This is a genomic window from Mesorhizobium sp. ES1-4 (assembly GCF_020164745.1).
Lineage (GTDB): Bacteria > Pseudomonadota > Alphaproteobacteria > Rhizobiales > Rhizobiaceae > Mesorhizobium.
Window position 1 is genome coordinate 69,160 of sequence record NZ_JAIUGV010000019.1, and the last position, 17,318, is coordinate 86,477.

Below are 17,318 nucleotides of genomic sequence, written 5' to 3' on the forward strand. Positions count from 1 at the left end.
TGAAAACACTCGTAAGAGAGCAGAGTCCCAGCTTGGAGTCTTGAAAGAGGCCTTGCGCCTGCGCGCCGAGCATCAGAAGGAAAATCGCGGGTACTATGGTGAAGCCGAGCAAAAGCACAGCACTCCCGAGCAAGTCAAACGAGCCAAGACAGCTCTATAACAAAGAGAACGACGAACGGCGGGAAGTTCAACGCGATGACTCTCACGATGTTCCATGGCGAAACAACTATACGCGCGATTACGGTCGAATAATCCACAGTGCAAGCTTTCGCAGGCAACAGGGAAAGACCCAGGTTTTCCCGAGTCGTGAATCTGATTTTTTCAGAAATCGCCTGACACATTCGCTCGAAGTCGCGCAGATCGCGCAAGGCATTGCCGAGCGAGCTACGTACGCATATTCCGCCAAGTTGGGTGCCGAAATCAACGGGCGCATTTGCGCCACCGCGGGGTTGGTGCACGACATTGGCCATCCCCCGTTCGGACATAATGGAGAGCGTGCTCTCGACGCGGCCATGCGGAAGTATGGAGGTTTTGAAGGCAACGCTCAGACCTTGAGAATTCTCACGAGGCTTGAAAAGAAAGAGCGCTACGACGATCCAATAAGCGGGGACATCAGGGCAGGGCTGAACCTTTGCCACAGAACTCTTGCGGCTGTGCTGAAATACGACAAATGCATCCCACCAATCCGTGGCGACAACGAGAAGATCGTCAAGGGCTACTACACCTCCGAAGCCGAGATTGTAAAGAGCGTGAAGAAGTCCATCCTCGGCGACTACAAGATCGTTGCGCCTGCCAAGTTCAAGACACTCGAATGCTCGATAATGGATTTGGCCGATGACATCGCTTATTCGGTCTACGACTTGGAAGATTGCTTGAAGGTTGGCTTCCTCACAGCAGCAGAAATAGTTGCGTCTGAAGAACCCCTGCTCAGCAAGGTTGCTCAACGCGTTTCAGAAGAAATGAAGCTGGACCCGCCCATTGGCTCTGGTGCGGTTCTTGCGGCCCTTGTCGACATTTTCGCTAGTGTCTTCAAGCCTACTGACGAAGAACCGGCTGGGGTCGAAGAAAAAGCAGGTGATAAGCAGGCGCTAGCTCATAGCGGCATGTCGACAGATGAAAAGCGAGCAGGCGCCCCAGGGACACTAAGTGCCACATCGGAGACCAAAGACCAGCAATTCGAAGATTTCATCGGCGCGTATCGGGCATCCCGATTGAACAGCGAAGACGGTTATGAGCGCACAGCTTTCTCATCCGAGCTTGTGCATAGATTCATTTCGTCGGTGGAGCTCGAATATAATGCCGACTGCCCCGCCCTGAGCACTGTAAAGTTGCCATATCGGGAACGGCTCCAGCAGGAGGTTCTGAAGCAGTACACGTTCGAAGCGGCGATCTATGCACCGCGCGTAAAGATCGGAGAATACAGAGGTTTCGACTTGGTGCGGGACATTTTCGACGCACTGATGAGCGATCGGGGAACTATTTTGATGCCAGCCGACGTGCGGGAACGCGTACGGACAGCACCCAACGTTGGTGTGAAGGCCAGAGATGTTTGTGACTTCGTCGCTGGGATGACCGATCGCTATGCAATGGAATTTTGGGCGCGCCTGAAATCTGATTCAGCGGAAAGCATGTTCAAGCCGATTTAGGCTGGATGGCATTTTCGAATGAAGCGACCGCTGGCATACTGGCCAGCGCATGTCAGTGATGGAGATCTTGGCGCTAGCCGATGTCGGCTTCCTGCCTCTCACCCCCCAGCCAACCTCGGCAGCAGAAAAATCTCCGCCCCCGGCGGCAGTTCCTTCCCCCACGTATCGCGATAGATCACCCGTCGATCGCCACCGCGATGCCACGGTCGATCAACGATCTCACCTTGGTCCTGCCTCCGACCGACTGGACAAACGCTCGCAAGACAACTGCGAGTTCGCGATCAATCTCGATTAATTAACCGATGCGGCGGCGAAAACCGCCAGTTGGGCGGCGAAGGCGCGTTTGAAGGCGGGGCGCGCTTCGCCGCGGGCGACATAGGCGGAGAGGTTTGGGTATTCGTCCAGAATGCCGGATCGCCGCAACCGGCGCAGCACCGACATCATCATCAGGTCGCCGGCACTGAAGGCGCCGTCGAGCCAGTCGGCATCGCCAAGCCGGCTGGATAGGTCGCCCAATCGGTTGCGGATGCTTTCCTCCACGAGAGGCCGGCGCTGCTCGTACCAAGGCTCGTCGACGCCCCGGTTGATGATCGGCGGCTCCACCGTGCTCAGCGCGGCGAACAGCCAGGCGATCGCGCGTGCGCGGGCATTGGCATCGTCCGGCAACAGGCCCGCATGGCGCTCCGCGACATGGAGCACGATCGCCCCCGACTCGAACAGAGCGAGCTCGCCTTCCTCATAGGTCGGGATTTGCCCGAAGGGGTGAAGCGCGCGATGCGCGGGCTGCTTCATCGCCTCGAACGAAACCAGGCGTACCTCGTAAGGCTGCCCCGCTTCTTCGAGCGCCCAGCGAACGGGCATGTCACGCGCCAGTCCCTGCCCGCCATCAGGCGACCGTTCAAAGACGGTGATGGTGGGGAGTGTTCTGTAGGTCATGGCTGCCTCCTCTGATAGCGCGCTATCCCAGGAACGTTCGAAACCAGACCGGTCCGACAACACGCCGGCAAAAGTCGGTGAGATTTCCGCTGTCTTCGAGGTCTTTCGCGCGGCACAGGGCCATGTGCTCGGCGGGCTAAGCATGGCGGTGAGCCGGCGCTGACCCTCACCCCCCAGCCAACCTCGGCAGCAGAAAAATCTCCGCCCCCTGCGGCAGCTCCTTGCTCCACGTATCCCTATAAATCGTCCCGTCGATCGCCACCGCGATCCCGCGGTCGATCCATGGCTCCAGGCCGGGATACTGTTCAGCCAGTTTCCTGAACAGCTCCCTGATGTCCTTGGCCTCGACCTCGACCTTGCTCTGGCCTCCGGCGGTCGCAGCCAGTGCGCCCCAGAGCGTGACTTCGACCATTAGAGCAAGGCCTTCATCATGCCCTAGCCTTCCCGTTCCGCCTCGATCGCCGCCAGGATGCGCGGCGGCGACATCGGGATGTGGGTCATGCGCACGCCGGCGGCGTTCGAGACCGCGTTGGCGATCGCCGCCAGCGGCGGCACGATCGAGGTTTCGCCGACGCCGCGCACGCCATAGGGGTGGTTGGGGTTGGGGATTTCCAGGATCTGCGTGTCGATCATCGGCAGGTCGGAGCACACCGGGATGCGGTAGTCGAGGAAGCCGGCGTTCTGCAGCCGGCCGTCCTTGCCGTAGATATACTCCTCGTTGAGCGCCCAGCCGATGCCTTGCGCCGCGCCGCCCTGGTACTGGCCCTCGACATAGGTCGGGTGCACCGCCTTGCCGGCATCCTGCACCACCGTATAGCGGATCACCCTGGTCGCACCCGTCTCGGGGTCGACCTCGACGTCGCATATATGGGTGGCGAAGGAGACGCCGGCGCCGTCGGCGACGAGCTCGCTGTGGCCGGCGATCGGCCCGCCGGTCTTGCCGGATTGCGCCGCGATCTCCTTCAGCGACAGCTTGCCGAGATTGCCGTGCTTCTCGCCCTTGGCGACCGCGTGCCCCTGTTCCCAGGCGACGTCGTCGACGGAGATATCCCACATCTGCGCGGCGCGCTCGCGCAGCGTCTTGATCGCGTTGCGGGCGGCCGAGATCGTCGCCATCGACGACGAGAAGGTGCCGCGGCTGCCGTCGGTCATGTCGTTGTAACCAAGGCTCGACGTGTCGGCGACGATGGCCTTGACCTGGCTGTAGTCGATGCCGAGCTCCTCCGCCGCCACCAGCGACAGCGAGGCGCGGGAGCCGCCGACATCGACCGTGCCGACGGCGAGCGACACCGAGCCGTCCATGCCGATGTTCAAATCGGTGCAGGTCTGGCCGCCGAAATTGAACCAGAAGCCGCAGGCCATGCCGCGCCCCTGGTTCTTCTTCAGCGGCGCCTTCATATGCGCGTGGTTCTTGGCCGCTTCCAGCGTCGGGCCGATGCCGATCGGCCCGTAGACCGGGCCGTAGGAGGACTGCGTGCCTTCCTGGGCGGCGTTCCTGATGCGGAACTCGACCGGGTCGATGCCGAGCTCCTTGGCGAGCTCGTCGACAGCGCTTTCCACCGCGAACGCCGCCATCGGCGCGGAGGGCGCGCGATAGGCGGCGGTCTTCGGCCGGTTGACCAGCACTTCGTAGCCGACCGTCTTGACGTTATCGAGCTTGTAGCAGGCAAACGCCGTCATGGCGCCGACCTCGGCCCAGGCGCCGGCATAGGGGCCGCTGCTGTAGCGCAGCGTCGCTTCGGCAGCCGTGATGGTGCCGTCCTTGCGGGCGCCGATCTTGACGTCGATCGAGGTGGCGCTGGTCGGACCGGAGGCGCGGAACACCTCGTCACGGGTCATAACAAGCTTCACCGGGCGGCCGGCCTTGCGCGACAGCGCCAGCGCCACCGGCTCGGCCCAGACATGGGTCTTGCCGCCGAAACCGCCGCCGATCTCCGAGGAGGTGACGCGCAGCTTCGAGGCTTCCATGCCAAGCAATTGCGCGCAGTGCTGGCGGTAGACGAAATGGCCCTGCGTGCACACCCACAGCTCCGCCGTGCCGTCGGACGAGACGCTCGCCACGCAGGCATGCGGCTCGATATAGCCCTGGTGCGTCTGCTCGGTCTTGAACGAGCGCTCGACGATGAAATCGGCGTGGCCGAAACCCTGATGCACGTCGCCATGGCCGAACTGCGAGCGCTTGGTGACGTTGGACGGCTTGACCGGCTTTTCCTCCAGCCCCTCGGTGAAGACCGTGTCGTTGATCAGCGGCGCGTGGTGCGCCATCGCCTCGTCGACATCGGTGACATGCGGCAGCACCTCGTAGTCGACCTCGATCAGCTTCAGCGCCTGCCTGGCGGTGTGGGCATCGACAGCGGCGACCGCGGCCACCGCGTGGCCGTCATAGAGCGCCTTGGTGCGCGCCAGGCAATTGTCGAGGATGTCGTACATGGCGGCATCGCCATCGGTGAGATCGGGCAGGTCGGCGGCGGTGATCACCGCCTTGACGCCCGCAAGCGCTTCCGCCTTCGAGGTGTCGATCTTGCGGATCTTGGCATGCGCGTGCGGGCTGCGCAGCACGCGGCCGACCAACTGGCCGGCCATGTTGAAGTCGGCGCCGTAGCGGGCGCGGCCGGTCACCTTGTCGACACCGTCGGGGCGGATCGGGCGCGTGCCGACGGAAGCGAATTTACGCCCGGAAAAACGCGGATCGAAATTCATCTCAGGCTCCCTTCATCACATGTGCGGCGTCCTGGACGGCGCGCACGATCTTGTCATAGCCGGTGCAGCGGCAGAGGTTGCCGGCCAGCCCGAAGCGGATTTCCTCCTCGGTCGGGTCGGGGTTCTTGGCCAGAAGGTCCTTGGCCGCGATCAGGAAGCCCGGCGTGCAGATGCCGCATTGCAGCGCTGCGTGCTCCAGGAACTTCTGCTGCAGCGGGTGCAGCTTGTCGCCATGCGCCATGCCCTCGACGGTCTCGATGCGCCGGCCCTCGGCTTCCGCGCCCAGCACCAGGCACGAACACACCAGCCGGTCGTCGAGGATGACGCTGCAGGCGCCGCAGTCGCCCGTGCCGCAGCCTTCCTTGGCGCCGGTCAGCCCGAGCCGGTCGCGCAGCACGTCGAGCAGCGTCTCGTCGGGCTGGCAGAGATATTCGACGCTGTCGCCGTTGATCGTGGTTGAAACCGCTACACCAGCCATTATTTGCCTCCCGCGCGTGCATAGGCGGTCATTGCGGCCCGCCTGGCCAGCACGCCCGCAACCTTGCGCCTGAATTCGATTGTGCCTCTTTTGTCGTCGATCGGCCGGCAGGCCCCGGCGCAGACCTTGGCCAGCCGCTCCAGCGCCGCTTCGTCGAGCTTGCGGCCGACCAGGGCCTCGGCCCCTTCTTCCACCAGCAACACGGTCGGCGCGGCGGCGCCGATCGCCACGCGGGCCGCCGTCACCACGCCCGCCTCGTCCAGCGTCAGGTTGACGCCGGCGCTGACCACGGCGATGTCCATCTCGGTGCGCGGAATGAACCGCAGATACGCGTCGCTCGAACGCGGCGCGCGCTTGCCGAGCAGGATCGCCTCGATGATCTCGCCCTTGGCGAGCGAGGTCCTGCCCGGCGCGGTCGGCACCGTCTCGACGGCAATCGTGCGCTTGCCCGACGGGCCGACGACCACCGCCTTCGCGCCCGCCGCCACCAGCGCCGGCACGCTGTCGGCCGCCGGCGAGGCGTTGCACAGATTGCCGACAATGGTGCAGCGACCCTGCACCTGCTTGGAGCCGATCAGCTTGGCCGCCTCGACCACGCCGGGCCAAGCCTTCTTCAGCGCGGCGTTCTCGCCCAGCACGGCGCAGGGCACGGCGGCACCGATGCTGAAGCCGTCGGCGGTTTCGCTGATGTCGCGCAAGCCGGCGATCGACTTGATGTCGATGATCAGTTCGGGCTCGACAAAGCCGCCCTTCATCCTCACCAGCAGGTCGCTGCCGCCGGCAAGGATGGCGGCCGGGCCGGCCGCTCCGGCCAGTTGGCCGACGGCATCTTCGATTGAAAGCGGACGTATGTAGCGCATCGTCTCCCCTTGGTATCGCGATTTCAGCGACCGTTATAAACGGTCTCCTCATAATGACCATCCGGTTCGTGGGCCGAGGCGATTGGGCCAGGTGCGGCAAAATGCGGTCCACATGAAGCCAGGCACCCCCGGGAAGCGTCGGCACAGGGCGGTGCATTTGGGGCTTGACCGCCCCGCGCCGCGCGCCGATCCTTGCCCGCCAGGGGAGGAATTCCATGCGACGTGTCTTGGCTGTGCTTTGCGCCGTGCCGCTGGCCTCGTCGGCCGGCGCCGCGACGCTCTATTACGGCGCCAGGGTCGGGATGGAGCTTACCATCGTCAAGAAGTCCGGCATCGGCTCCGCGCACGCCAGCATCCCGGCCAAACACAGCAGGCGCAACGCCCGCGTCTACTGCCGCGAATATGGCCATGATTTCACCGAGGAGTGCGTCGACGCGGAAATGAAGGCGCCGCTGCACTTCGAAATCACCGCCAACTGCAAGACCGGCGAGTTCACCACCTTCTATGGCGCAAAAATGCTGTTCCAGGGCCGCAACAAGGGCACCGACGTGACAACCGATTACCGGATCACCGCCGTCGACGAGAAGGTGGTGCTCGATGGCTCCGGCGCGTCCGGCTACGGCTACACGCTCGATCAGTTCAAGGCGCTCTGCCCCAACCGCGTGAAATAGGCCGGGCGCAAACGTTTCTGGCCCGCCGAAGCCTGGGCGTTGGACCGTGGCGGTCACGGCCGTATATCGCTAGCACGGGAATGGAACCGAGGCGAAAAGCATGACCCTGACCAATCGCGACATCGTCGAACTGACCGAGTGGCGGCGCAAGCTGCACCGGCAGCCGGAAATCTCGAACGAGGAGGAGATGACGGCGAAGGAGGTCGTCTCCTTCCTCGCCGACACCGGGCCGGACAGAGTGCTGACCGGCCTCGGCGGCCATGGCGTCGCGGCCATCTACGACAGCGGCAAGAACGGACCGACCGTCCTGTTTCGTTCCGAACTCGACGCGCTGCCGATCGAGGAGCTTTCCGGCGTGCCGCATGCCTCGCAGGTGCCGGGCAAGTCGCATATGTGCGGCCATGACGGCCACACCGCGATCATCGCCTCGCTTGGCCGCCAGTTCGGCCGCCAGCGGCCGGCCAGCGGCCGCGTCGTGCTGATGTTCCAGCCGGCGGAGGAAACCGGCAATGGCGCGGCCGGCGTCGTCGCCGATCCGCGCTTCGGCGAGATCGCGCCGGATTTCGCCTTCTCGCTGCACAATCTGCCCGGTGTGCCGTTCGGCGAGGTCAGGCTCAAGCCCGGCGTGGTCAACTGCGCCTCGCGCGGCATGCGCGTCGTGCTGGAGGGCAAGACCGCGCATTCCTCCATGCCCGAAACCGGAACCTCGCCCATGCTCGCGATCAGCGCGTTGATGCCGGCCCTGCCCGCGCTCGGCCGCGCGACCTTCGCCGATGACGACTTCTCCATGGTCACCGTCACCCATGCGCGGATGGGCGAAGCGGTGTTTGGCATCGCGCCCGCCCATGCCGAGGTCTGGGCGACGCTGCGCACCCGCCGCGACGAGCGCATGGCCGACCTCTGTGCCGCCGCCGAGGCCCTGGTCAAGGAGATCGCCGCCCGCCACGGCCTCGCCGCCTGCTGGGACAATCACGAGATCTTCGTCGCCAGCGTCAACGCGCCGGACGCCGTCGAACACCTGCAACGCGCCCTCGACGAAGAAGGCGTCGTGCATGGGCAGGAAGCCCTGCCGATGCGCGCCTCGGAGGATTTCGGCCTGTTCGGCCACAGCGCCAGGTCCGCGATGTTCTTCCTCGGCGCCGGCGAACGCCACCCGGCGCTGCACAATCCCGACTATGACTTTCCCGACGACCTGATCCCGATCGGCTCGAGGATCTTCATGCGCACGGCGCGCAACCTTCTCGGCTGATCGCAGCGGAGCCAGGCCAGCACCGGCGCCGGCTTGCCGGCGCTGAAAGGCTTGACGGCTCCGCCCCGACCGGCTGGACGACCCGACTTTTCGAACTGGATATTTCCAACAGCCCGGATTTTGTGGCATCTCTCCCTGCAACGCGAGGAGTTCGAAAATGTACACGCCACCCGCCTTCCGCGACGACGACAAGGACAGTCTTATCGCGACGATCCGCGCCGCGCGGCTCGCCAACCTCGTCACCGCCACGGCGGACGGGCCGCTCGCCACCCCCCTGCCCCTTTTTCTCGACGAGACCGAGGGCGAGCATGGCGTGATCCATGGCCATCTGGCCAGGGCCAACCCCCAGTGGCGCGTTCCGGCGATCGGCGACGGGCTCGCCATCTTCATGGGGCCGGACGCCTATGTGACGCCCGCCTGGTACGCCACCAAGCAGGAAACCGGCAAGGTCGTGCCGACCTGGAACTACGCCGCGGTCCACGCCTACGGGCCGGTCGAGTTCTTCGAGGATGCCGACAGGCTGCTGGCGGTCGTCACCCGGCTGACGAACCTGCATGAGGGCGTGCGCGCCGCGCCCTGGGCGGTGTCGGATGCGCCGCCCGACTTCATCCAGTCGCAGCTTCGCGGCATTGTCGGCTTGCGCATGCCGGTCACGAGGCTCGAAGGCAAGCGCAAGATGAGCCAGAACCGCAACGCCGCCGACCGCGCCGGCGTGGTCGCGGGGCTGGCCGCCAGCGAGCGCCCCTCCGACCGCGACGTCTCCGCCCTGATTCCGTCGTGAAGGCTCGACGCCTCGCCCTGGTGCGGCGGCCCGCGCCCGCTGCCGTCAGGCACTGATCCGGCACGCGCCGATTGTCGCCTATCGGTGTCCACCGCCACCGCTGGAAGAGCCAGCTTCCCTTGCCAGCTCCAGTTCCGCGTCGTCGAGAACGTACCTGACATAGCGGTAGTCGCGAATGAAGCTGATCCGGCCTTCGCGCCATTCCAGCCACATGAAATGATCCGGCTTCGGGGCGGTCCGGTCACCGAAGACGGCGATCACCTCGCGGCCCTCGAGCCATGCCGGCTTGAGCCACAAGCCGTCGCTCTTGGCGTAGATCGTGAAGAACACGCCGACGTCGGCGGCGCCCGCCCGCGGCGGATGCATGGACTGATGGAGCCTCACATCGTCGGCAAGCAGCGCGCGCAAGCCGTCCCAGTCGCGTTGGTTGAACAGATTGACGTAGCGCAGGGTTACCGCCGATGCGATGCGCGCATCGGGGAGCGGATTGGCCTCGGCGTTGATCTGACGAAGCCGGGCGCGGCCGCGCGCCAGATGCGCCTTGACCGCATCGACCGTGATGCCAAGCAAGGCGGCGATGTCGGCCAGCGGCTCGTCGAGCACGTCCTTGAGGATGACCACGCTGCGTTGCGGCACCGGAAGCTCCGCGAAGCGCGACACGGCGGTTTGCACGGCTTGCCTGCGCATCAGCATCTCCACCGGATCGGCCCCGTCGGCAATCTCGAGCGCCGCCTCGATGGGCTCCGCGGCGCGGATCGCGCGGCTGCGCAAAAGGTCCAGCGCGCGATTGTGAGCAATCCGGAACAGCCAGGGCCTGAGCCGCGGCACCTCGCACAATTCGTCGAGCGCAACGAAGGCGCGCGCGAACGTGTCCTGCACGACATCCTCGCCGTCGATGACCGATCCCATGAGGCGCGAACAATAGCGGTGCAGCTCCGGCCGCAAGGCGGCGGCAAGGGCAAGCAGCCCTTCCTGCCGGTCGCGCTCCACGGCTGGCTTTCCGTCGCTCAAGGACCCGCGCCCTCCATGATCGTCACGCCCGCGTCGCCGTTGAGGCCGAAGACGACGCCGTCGGCATATTGCGGGTCCTCGAGCACGGAAACCACCCTGTCGCCGAACGCCCGGGGCGGCATTGGCGCGCCGAAGCGGGTGACGAACTGTTCGGGTGTGATGCCCATCGAGCCGGCATAGGCGCCGGCCGCCGCGTCGCCGATCCCGGTGCCGAGGATCATCTGACGCGGCACGATCGCCTGGAAGCGTATGCCGAGGCTCTTTTCCTGCGCCACGCCATTGGCGTATTTGGCCATGAACCAGAGCATCCGCTTGGAGCCGCCATAGCCGCCCGACATCTGCGATCCGGTGACGGCGGCACCGCTCGACCCCACAAACACGCGGCTGCCCGGCTTGAGCGGCAGGTTCAGCGCCGCCTGCAGCCAGTAGAACCCGGCCTTGACATCGGTTTCCCAGGCGACGGAGAAATCCTCCCACGTCAACCGGTCCAGCCGCCCCATCCGGGGCGTGGCGCCGGCGTTCAGCACCACTATGTCAGGGCGCACCTCGCCAAGAATACGATAGGCCGCGTCCTCGTCGGTGACGTCAGCCGCAATGGTGGCGACCCCAAGCCGCGCGCCGACAGCGTCCAGCGCCTCGGCGCCGCGCGCGACCACGGTCACGCTGGCCCCCTGCTCGACCAGCGCTTCGACCAGTCCGAGGCCAAGCCCACGGCTGCCACCGGTGACCACGACATTCTTATCCCTGAGGCTCATTGGATCCTGCTCCAGTGTTTCACTGTAGCTAAGACGTTCGAGGATCGGGAAAAGAGTCAGGGGGGCGAGATTGGTGATGGTGTCTGGACATGACGCCGCCAATATGGGGCGGGAGCGGACTGGCAGCTTTCGGGGTAATCCTGTCATCAGGCTGCCGCTCCGTCGACGAACCCAAGTAGGCCTTATGGGCTTGGCGTGCGGAACCGCACCGGGTTTTCTGAAGGCTGTTTCGTTTGAGTCGCCGCAGCCATTGGCTAAATGCTGTCCCGAACGCGCTCCCATGTCTTGCGGAGGTGTTCTGCCATTATGCCACCGAGGCGCTTGCCATCACGCGCCTTCAAAGCTTCGACCATATTCTCATGCTCAGAAACCGCTGCCGCCCAAGCGTCCGCGGAATTGTTGCCAATGAAACGGATCCGTTTTAGCCGGCCCTGAATGTTGTTCTGCATTTCCTGCAGGGTGGGATTCCTGGAAAGTGCGGCCAAGCCAGTGTGAAATTCCTGGTTCAATTTGAAGTACGGCATGCGGTCACGTTTTTGATAGAGTTTGAGCATGCGATTGTGAAGGCGCACCAAGGCTTCGACTTCTTCGTCGGTGGCGCGTTCACAGGAGAGTTCTCCTGCAAGTTGCTCAAGACGTCCAAGCACCTCAAGCATGGAAAAGACGTCTTCCGGCGACAGTTTGCGCACCACGCTGCCCTTCGATGGGCGCACCATGACCAGGCCTTCAGCCGCAAGGGTCCTCAACGCCTCACGGAACGGCGTCCGCGACACGCCCAGTTGTTCGATCAGGTGGCCCTCATCGATGCGGCTTCCCGGTTCGAGGTAGCCCTCAACGATCAGGTCGCGAATCCTCGTCGCCACCTGATCGTGCAGCGATTCCTTCTTGATCGCGATTGGATTGCCGACCTCGTGATCCACGTAATCCGACATCTTTTGCGCATGCTCCCCTTTTCCACATCCTACGGGATTCTGCTCTTGTAAGAAATATAAAACGTGTGTATTTTGTATACAAGATACACCAAAGGAAAATCCATGAACGGTCGAGTTGCTTTCGCTCTTGGGGATGCCGCTGGGATCGGGCCGGAGTTGGCGGCCCGTGTCCTAGCCGACGCAGCCGTCAACGAGAACGACATGATTGTAATTGGCGACAAGCGAATCCTCGACATGGGTGCACGTCACGCTGGTGTTGAGATCGACTTGCCTGTTATTGGCCCTGAGGCATTGGCGAGAGATCTGCCGGACGGTTCGCTTTTCGTCGACATGCAAAACTGCGATCCGGCGGCGGTGACGCCTGGTAAGGCGTCTCGTGGGGTGGGACGCGCATCATTGCAGAACTTTCGAACGGCATTGCTGACAGCACATGCCGGGCTAGCCGGATTTGTGTTCTTCACCCCCTTCAACAAGCAAGCCATGCGAATGGCCAAGTCAGACTATGTCGATGAAATCGGATTTATCGATGAAACGATCGGTGCCGCCCGCAGCGGCCGCGAATTCAACGTGCTCGAGGAGGTCTGGAACGCACGGGTGACTTCCCACATTCCGTTGCGCGCCGTCGCCGATGCGGTGACCGAAGACCGCATCTTCAGCAGTCTTTGCCTGACAGTTGAAACGATGGAAAAGGCAGGGTTCACCCGCCCTCGCATCGGGGTGGCGGCGCTCAATCCACATGCCGGCGATGGCCGCAATTTCGGAGACGAGGACGAAGACATCATCCTGCCGGCAGTCAGGCGGGCACAAAAAGCCGAAATGGCAGTCACAGGTCCGATCCCCTCGGACACGGTGTTTGTCCGGGCGATAAGGGGCGAGTTCGATGCCGTGATGACGATGTTCCACGACCAGGGCCAGATCGCGATGAAGCTCTTGGGGTTTGATCGCGGCGTGACGCTGATTGCGGGGTATCCATTTCCAATCGTCACTCCGGCACACGGCACTGCTTACGACATCGCTGGTCGGGGCAAGGCCGATACTGGGGCTACGTTCAATGCCGTTGCCCTGGGCCGCAAGCTTGCCGGCATGGAGATGAACAGCGGGCCGGATCCGGAACGGCGCGCTGCGCTGCCGGAGCAATTCTCCAGGATTCTCGAAGAGAGCTGGCGAATGTGATGTCTGTTTTGCCACAGACGTGGCAGGCATCGAGTCAACTGAAGGGAGGAGTTCAGTCATGAAACTAAAAAATGCACTGTTGGCACTGGCAACCGTGGTTGCCGCCATTAGCCCAGTGGCCGCGAATGCACAGGACATCATCTTCGGCATCAGCGCCGAAGCGGCTTCGTTGCAAGGACAAACGGCCGCTGAGTTTGCCCGCCGAGCCAACGAGAAGCTGGCTGGCAAGTCGGTTGTCAAGGTCTTTTACGATTCGCAGCTCGGCAAAGACAAGGATATGCTGCAGAAGGTCAAGCTTGGCACGATAAATATTACACTGCCATCGTCGACGATGCCTGAAATTGCCCCCGAATTTGCCATTTTCGATCTTCCGTTCCTGATTAAGGACCGAGATCAACTGGCGAAAATCGACCACACGCTGTTCAAGAATGTCCTGGTGCCGGCAGCCGAGGCACAAGGCTACGAGCCGCTGGCCACCTGGGAGAACGGGTTCCGACAAATCACCAACAACAAGCACCCGGTCAACACTCCCGCGGATCTTCAGGGACTGAAGATCCGCACGCCAAATTCGTCCTGGCGCGTCGCGATGTTCAAGGAATACGGGGCTAACCCAACGCCGTTGGCGTTCTCGGAGCTCTTCGTCGCACTTCAGACCGGTGTTGTCGACGGGCAAGAGAACCCGCTGACCAACATAGACGGCGCCAAACTCAATGAAGTGCAGAAGTACCTGTCGATGACCGGACATGTCTATTCGCCCGCCTACCCGACGGTTGGTGTGGCCGCGTTCAAGAAACTCGATCCCGAAGTGCAGAAGGTTCTGACTGAAACCGCACAGGAGGTAGCAAACTGGGCCCGGGCGCAGGGAGCGGAGCAGGATGACCTGTTGCTGGAAAAGTTGAAAGCTGCCGGCATGAAAGTCAACGTGGCCGACCACCAAGCCTTCGTCGATGCCTCCGCCCCCCTCTACGCCAAGTTTGCCGAAGAGGTGCCAAACGGCCGGGCCATGATCGACCAGGTTCTCTCGTTGAGCAAAAGTTCCAACTAACCCGCATCAGCAATCGGGCGACATAGCCGTGTGTCGCCCTTTTTTCTATCGATTGGGAACCGAACATGCTCACTCGCATCAGAGATTGGCTGGATCTTGCGCTTCAGGTCGCAACCATCGCCATGATCGTCGTCCTGGCGGCTGTCGTGCTCCTCGCGGTCGTCTTCAGGTACACTGGCAACTCGCTGATCTGGTATGATGAAGTGGCCGCCGTGCTGCTTGCCTGGATAACCTTCACCGGCGCGCCGCTTGCGGCACTGCGTAATACACATCTGGGGTTCAACGGGTTGCTTTTCGGCCTTCCGGCCCCCGGCCGCATCGCGTTGTTTTGGGCGACAGAAGCTATCTTCCTCGTGATTTTCGCTATCGTGGCATGGGCCGGCTGGAGCATCCTGAGCCTCTTCGGAACCGAGACGATGACGACGCTTCGCTTTGTCCCGCGCAGCCTGGTCCAGTCGATCGTTCCTGTCAGTGCCGTCCTGATGATTGTTTGCCGCATTGTCACCTTACCGGAACGGCTTGGCGACGTGCGCGCCGGCCGGAATCCGGATGGCCAGGAAATTGAATTTGAAATCGCACGCGCGGAAGCCGAACTGGCTCGGGCCAACGGGGAGCAACTGAGATGACCGAAGCGGCGCTGGTACTGCTTTCGATGTTCCTGATGATTGCGGTTGGGCTGCCAATCGCGGTCGCTATCCTCGGCAGCGCCTTGATTGGTGCCTGGGCGTTGGATGGGAATCTTGGTTTCCTCAACGCAGCCCTGTCCCTTTACGACGGGGCCACGAGCTTCCCGCTCATTGCCATACCGCTGTTTATTCTGGCCGGTGCCCTAATGAATACCGGAGGCATATCGAGCCGGCTGATTGCCTTCGTATCGGCGCTGATCGGTTTTGTTCGCGGCGGCCTCGCCATGGTAACAGTTGGCGCGTCGATGTTCTTTGCAGAAATCTCGGGCTCGTCGGTGGCAGACGTTGCCGCGCTGGGCTCGGTCTTGATACCGGCGATGAAGCAAAAGGGCTATTCCCCGCGATTCGCCGCGGCGATAACCTCTTCTTCCGCGTCGCTTGCCATCATCATCCCACCATCGATTCCGATGATCCTCTATGGTGCGATGTCCGACACTTCGATTGTTAAACTTTTCGTCGCCGGGATCGTGCCCGGCCTGATCGGCGGGATCCTGCTGATGGGACTCAGCTATTATCTTGCGGTGCGCTATGATCTGCCGCGCGAGGAGAGTTTCAACCTTGGTCGTCTCTGGGCGGCCGCAAAGGATGCAGTCTGGGCGGTGGTCCTCCCGGTGATCATCCTGGGCGGAATATTCGGCGGCATAGTCACCGCGACGGAAGGAGCCGGCCTAGCCGTCATCGCCGCGCTCCTGATTGGTGGCCTGGTCTATCGCGAGCTCAATCTAAAGCGTCTCTACGTGGCCCTTGTCGACGGCGTGCTGCAGACTGCGACGGTGATGTTGCTGGTCGCGGCGTCCGCCGTTCTGGGGCTTTACCTGACGCAGGCGGAGCTTCCTCAGCACCTCGCGCAGGGGATCACCTCTGTCACCACGGACAAGCTCATGGTCCTGATGATCATCAACGTGTTCTTGTTGTTCGTCGGCATGGTGCTGCACGGCGCCGCTGCAATCATCCTGACGGTGCCGATCTTGATGCCGCTCGTCCATCAATTGGGCATCAATCCGATCCAGTTCGGCATCCTGCTGACGCTGAACATTGCTCTGGGCCAGCAGACCCCGCCGGTCGCCAGCGTTCTGATGGCTTCGTGTGCTATCGCCAAGACGGACATCTGGAGCACGACGCGAACGAACCTTCCATTCATAGGCGTCCTGGTGACCGTTCTTCTGCTGGTTACGTACGTGCCGGCGGTGTCGCTCTGGCTGGTAGGCATATTTTACGGTCAATAGACCTCCCCCATTGGCTGGCGCAAAGGGCTTACATAACGCCCCGTTCCTTCCTGCATGGAGCCATTCGATGAGTGATCTTGCGCACATCGCATTTCTCGGCACAGGGTTGATGGGCCAGCCGATGTCCCGCCGTCTGGTTGCGGCGGGCTATCCCATGACCGTGTGGAACCGCACGCGCGCCAAGGCTGAGGTCATCGATGGCGCACGGGTGGCGGCAACGCCGGAAGCAGCGGCCAGAGATGCCGACATCGTTGTCACCGTGTTGGAAAACGGGTCCGTCGTCGGGCAGGTGCTGTTCGGCGAGGGTGGGGCCGCATATGGTCTTCAAGACGGTGCGCTCGTCGTCGACATGAGCTCGATCAGTCCGAACGAGGCCAAGGACCACGCGGCCCGTTTGGCATTGGTCGGCGTCGCCTATGTGGATGCGCCGGTCTCTGGCGGAACCGTCGGCGCCGATACGGCCACACTCTCGATCATGGCCGGGGGAACTGCAACGGCATTTGAACGGGCGCAGCCCGTGCTCGAAGCGATGGGCAAACCAGTGCATGTTGGGCCCATTGGCTCAGGCCAAGTGGCCAAGCTCGCAAATCAGATGGTCGTCGGTATAGCCATCGGGGCCGTGGCTGAGGCGCTGACCTTTGCGTCTCGGCTCGGAGCCGACCCCGCGAGGGTTCGGGAAGCTCTGCGCGGCGGCTTCGCGGAGAGCCGGGTTTTAGATCTGCATGGACAGCGGATGATTGATCGCGATTTCGTCACTAGGGGGCGGACAGTCACGCACCTGAAGGATCTCGACAACGCGCTCGCAACGGCAAAGACGGTCGGGAGTTCGGCACCGCTCCTGACCTGCGTTGCGCAGCTTTTTCGCTCCTTGACCGAACATGAAGGAGACCCAGACCATAGCGCCCTTATTTTGGAAATCGAGCGATTGAATAGCGGCCGATGAAGGGGCCTTTTTGGGGCGATGCGATCTTTGCGTCATCACACAGGAGACGATCGAGCTTAGATTTCGCAAGGAGGTCTTCCGATCGTTGATTTCCACTGACAGCGGAACCGCCGGGCTGGCGGGTTGCCGATGGGCCGGCGACAATGGGAAAGCTGCCGGTCCGCTGCCAGGAGTGTCCGGCCTTGATCCCAAACGACCGAGATTGGGCGCATAGCAGCCATATGGC

The 17,318-nt window shown here is 62.9% G+C and carries 17 protein-coding genes and 1 pseudogene; 9 read left to right on the forward strand and 9 right to left on the reverse strand.

Going from position 1 to position 17,318, the window contains the following annotated elements; translation table 11 throughout:
* The first annotated feature begins 95 nt into the window (after positions 1-95).
* A complete protein-coding gene (dgt, locus tag LB556_RS27405; RefSeq protein ID WP_224570701.1) occupies positions 96-1,646 on the forward strand; it encodes a dGTP triphosphohydrolase in 1,551 nt (516 codons plus the stop codon).
* Between the two features lie 98 nt (positions 1,647-1,744).
* On the opposite strand, the pseudogene LB556_RS31920 reads toward dgt, so the two are convergent.
* The 6 genes and pseudogenes from LB556_RS31920 to LB556_RS27430 all read right to left on the reverse strand — a co-directional run.
* Positions 1,745-1,857: pseudogene (locus tag LB556_RS31920) on the reverse strand (MoaD/ThiS family protein); the annotation flags it as partial.
* Positions 1,858-1,937: 80 nt separating this feature from the next.
* Positions 1,938-2,582, reverse strand: a complete 645-nt coding sequence (locus LB556_RS27410; protein ID WP_224570702.1) for a glutathione S-transferase family protein — start codon at positions 2,580-2,582, stop codon at positions 1,938-1,940.
* Positions 2,583-2,748: 166 nt separating this feature from the next.
* Positions 2,749-2,994 (reverse strand): MoaD/ThiS family protein, encoded by a 246-nt coding sequence (locus LB556_RS27415; protein ID WP_224570703.1) that lies wholly within the window; start codon positions 2,992-2,994, stop codon positions 2,749-2,751.
* A gap of 23 nt (positions 2,995-3,017) precedes the next feature.
* Complete coding sequence (locus LB556_RS27420) at positions 3,018-5,282, reverse strand: xanthine dehydrogenase family protein molybdopterin-binding subunit (protein WP_224570704.1); 2,265 nt, start codon at positions 5,280-5,282, stop codon at positions 3,018-3,020.
* 1 nt (position 5,283) lies between these two features.
* Positions 5,284-5,760, reverse strand: coding sequence for a (2Fe-2S)-binding protein (locus LB556_RS27425; protein ID WP_224570705.1), 477 nt, complete (start codon positions 5,758-5,760; stop codon positions 5,284-5,286).
* The gene (locus LB556_RS27430; RefSeq protein ID WP_224570706.1) at positions 5,760-6,620 is read right to left on the reverse strand and encodes an FAD binding domain-containing protein; all 861 of its coding nucleotides are present in this window, start codon (positions 6,618-6,620) and stop codon (positions 5,760-5,762) included. Before LB556_RS27430 ends, LB556_RS27425 begins: the two co-directional genes overlap by 1 nt.
* Positions 6,621-6,835: 215 nt before the next feature.
* Here LB556_RS27430 and LB556_RS27435 point away from each other — a divergent pair, with 215 nt between their 5' ends.
* The 3 genes from LB556_RS27435 to LB556_RS27445 all read left to right on the forward strand — a co-directional run bounded on the left by LB556_RS27435 (position 6,836) and on the right by LB556_RS27445 (position 9,321).
* Positions 6,836-7,291 (forward strand): hypothetical protein, encoded by a 456-nt coding sequence (locus LB556_RS27435; protein ID WP_224570707.1) that lies wholly within the window; start codon positions 6,836-6,838, stop codon positions 7,289-7,291.
* A 100-nt stretch (positions 7,292-7,391) separates the two neighbouring features.
* On the forward strand, positions 7,392-8,540 hold the full coding sequence (locus LB556_RS27440) for an amidohydrolase (RefSeq protein ID WP_224570708.1): 1,149 nt from the start codon (positions 7,392-7,394) through the stop codon (positions 8,538-8,540).
* A gap of 157 nt (positions 8,541-8,697) precedes the next feature.
* Positions 8,698-9,321, forward strand: a complete 624-nt coding sequence (locus LB556_RS27445) for an FMN-binding negative transcriptional regulator (RefSeq protein ID WP_224570709.1) — start codon at positions 8,698-8,700, stop codon at positions 9,319-9,321.
* A gap of 78 nt (positions 9,322-9,399) precedes the next feature.
* On the opposite strand, the gene LB556_RS27450 is transcribed toward LB556_RS27445, so the two are convergent.
* The 3 genes from LB556_RS27450 to LB556_RS27460 form a co-directional block, all read right to left on the reverse strand.
* Positions 9,400-10,332 carry a sigma-70 family RNA polymerase sigma factor gene (locus LB556_RS27450; protein WP_224570710.1) on the reverse strand — a complete coding sequence of 311 codons (933 nt, stop codon included), beginning with the start codon at positions 10,330-10,332 and terminating at the stop codon, positions 9,400-9,402.
* On the reverse strand, positions 10,329-11,087 hold the full coding sequence (locus LB556_RS27455) for an SDR family NAD(P)-dependent oxidoreductase (RefSeq protein ID WP_224570711.1): 759 nt from the start codon (positions 11,085-11,087) through the stop codon (positions 10,329-10,331). Before LB556_RS27455 ends, LB556_RS27450 begins: the two co-directional genes overlap by 4 nt.
* Before the next feature lie 254 nt (positions 11,088-11,341).
* The gene (locus LB556_RS27460; protein WP_224570712.1) at positions 11,342-12,019 is read right to left on the reverse strand and encodes a GntR family transcriptional regulator; all 678 of its coding nucleotides are present in this window, start codon (positions 12,017-12,019) and stop codon (positions 11,342-11,344) included.
* Positions 12,020-12,121: 102 nt separating this feature from the next.
* On the opposite strand from LB556_RS27460, the gene LB556_RS27465 reads away from it, so the two are divergent.
* The 5 genes from LB556_RS27465 (at position 12,122) to LB556_RS27485 (ending at position 17,092) form a co-directional block, all read left to right on the forward strand.
* The gene (locus tag LB556_RS27465; RefSeq protein ID WP_224570713.1) at positions 12,122-13,192 is read left to right on the forward strand and encodes a 4-hydroxythreonine-4-phosphate dehydrogenase PdxA; all 1,071 of its coding nucleotides are present in this window, start codon (positions 12,122-12,124) and stop codon (positions 13,190-13,192) included.
* A gap of 58 nt (positions 13,193-13,250) precedes the next feature.
* Positions 13,251-14,237, forward strand: a complete 987-nt coding sequence (locus tag LB556_RS27470; protein WP_224570714.1) for a TRAP transporter substrate-binding protein — start codon at positions 13,251-13,253, stop codon at positions 14,235-14,237.
* Positions 14,238-14,302: 65 nt separating this feature from the next.
* A complete protein-coding gene (locus LB556_RS27475) occupies positions 14,303-14,863 on the forward strand; it encodes a TRAP transporter small permease (protein ID WP_224570715.1) in 561 nt (186 codons plus the stop codon).
* On the forward strand, positions 14,860-16,149 hold the full coding sequence (locus tag LB556_RS27480) for a TRAP transporter large permease (protein ID WP_224570716.1): 1,290 nt from the start codon (positions 14,860-14,862) through the stop codon (positions 16,147-16,149). The genes LB556_RS27475 and LB556_RS27480 overlap by 4 nt, the downstream gene beginning before the upstream one ends.
* A 67-nt stretch (positions 16,150-16,216) precedes the next feature.
* Complete coding sequence (locus LB556_RS27485) at positions 16,217-17,092, forward strand: NAD(P)-dependent oxidoreductase (RefSeq protein ID WP_224570717.1); 876 nt, start codon at positions 16,217-16,219, stop codon at positions 17,090-17,092.
* Positions 17,093-17,318 lie beyond the last annotated feature (226 nt).

What these genes read in the sequence shown, in the direction of transcription:
- dgt (WP_224570701.1), top strand. Translation starts at nt 96, where the DNA reads ATGGTGAAGCCGAGCAAAAGCACAGCACTCCCGAGCAAGTCAAACGAG.
- LB556_RS27410 (WP_224570702.1), bottom strand. Translation starts at nt 2,582, where the DNA reads ATGACCTACAGAACACTCCCCACCATCACCGTCTTTGAACGGTCGCCT.
- LB556_RS27415 (WP_224570703.1), bottom strand. Translation starts at nt 2,994, where the DNA reads ATGGTCGAAGTCACGCTCTGGGGCGCACTGGCTGCGACCGCCGGAGGC.
- LB556_RS27420 (WP_224570704.1), bottom strand. Translation starts at nt 5,282, where the DNA reads ATGAATTTCGATCCGCGTTTTTCCGGGCGTAAATTCGCTTCCGTCGGC.
- LB556_RS27425 (WP_224570705.1), bottom strand. Translation starts at nt 5,760, where the DNA reads ATGGCTGGTGTAGCGGTTTCAACCACGATCAACGGCGACAGCGTCGAA.
- LB556_RS27430 (WP_224570706.1), bottom strand. Translation starts at nt 6,620, where the DNA reads ATGCGCTACATACGTCCGCTTTCAATCGAAGATGCCGTCGGCCAACTG.
- LB556_RS27435 (WP_224570707.1), top strand. Translation starts at nt 6,836, where the DNA reads ATGCGACGTGTCTTGGCTGTGCTTTGCGCCGTGCCGCTGGCCTCGTCG.
- LB556_RS27440 (WP_224570708.1), top strand. Translation starts at nt 7,392, where the DNA reads ATGACCCTGACCAATCGCGACATCGTCGAACTGACCGAGTGGCGGCGC.
- LB556_RS27445 (WP_224570709.1), top strand. Translation starts at nt 8,698, where the DNA reads ATGTACACGCCACCCGCCTTCCGCGACGACGACAAGGACAGTCTTATC.
- LB556_RS27455 (WP_224570711.1), bottom strand. Translation starts at nt 11,087, where the DNA reads ATGAGCCTCAGGGATAAGAATGTCGTGGTCACCGGTGGCAGCCGTGGG.
- LB556_RS27460 (WP_224570712.1), bottom strand. Translation starts at nt 12,019, where the DNA reads ATGTCGGATTACGTGGATCACGAGGTCGGCAATCCAATCGCGATCAAG.
- LB556_RS27465 (WP_224570713.1), top strand. Translation starts at nt 12,122, where the DNA reads ATGAACGGTCGAGTTGCTTTCGCTCTTGGGGATGCCGCTGGGATCGGG.
- LB556_RS27470 (WP_224570714.1), top strand. Translation starts at nt 13,251, where the DNA reads ATGAAACTAAAAAATGCACTGTTGGCACTGGCAACCGTGGTTGCCGCC.
- LB556_RS27475 (WP_224570715.1), top strand. Translation starts at nt 14,303, where the DNA reads ATGCTCACTCGCATCAGAGATTGGCTGGATCTTGCGCTTCAGGTCGCA.
- LB556_RS27480 (WP_224570716.1), top strand. Translation starts at nt 14,860, where the DNA reads ATGACCGAAGCGGCGCTGGTACTGCTTTCGATGTTCCTGATGATTGCG.
- LB556_RS27485 (WP_224570717.1), top strand. Translation starts at nt 16,217, where the DNA reads ATGAGTGATCTTGCGCACATCGCATTTCTCGGCACAGGGTTGATGGGC.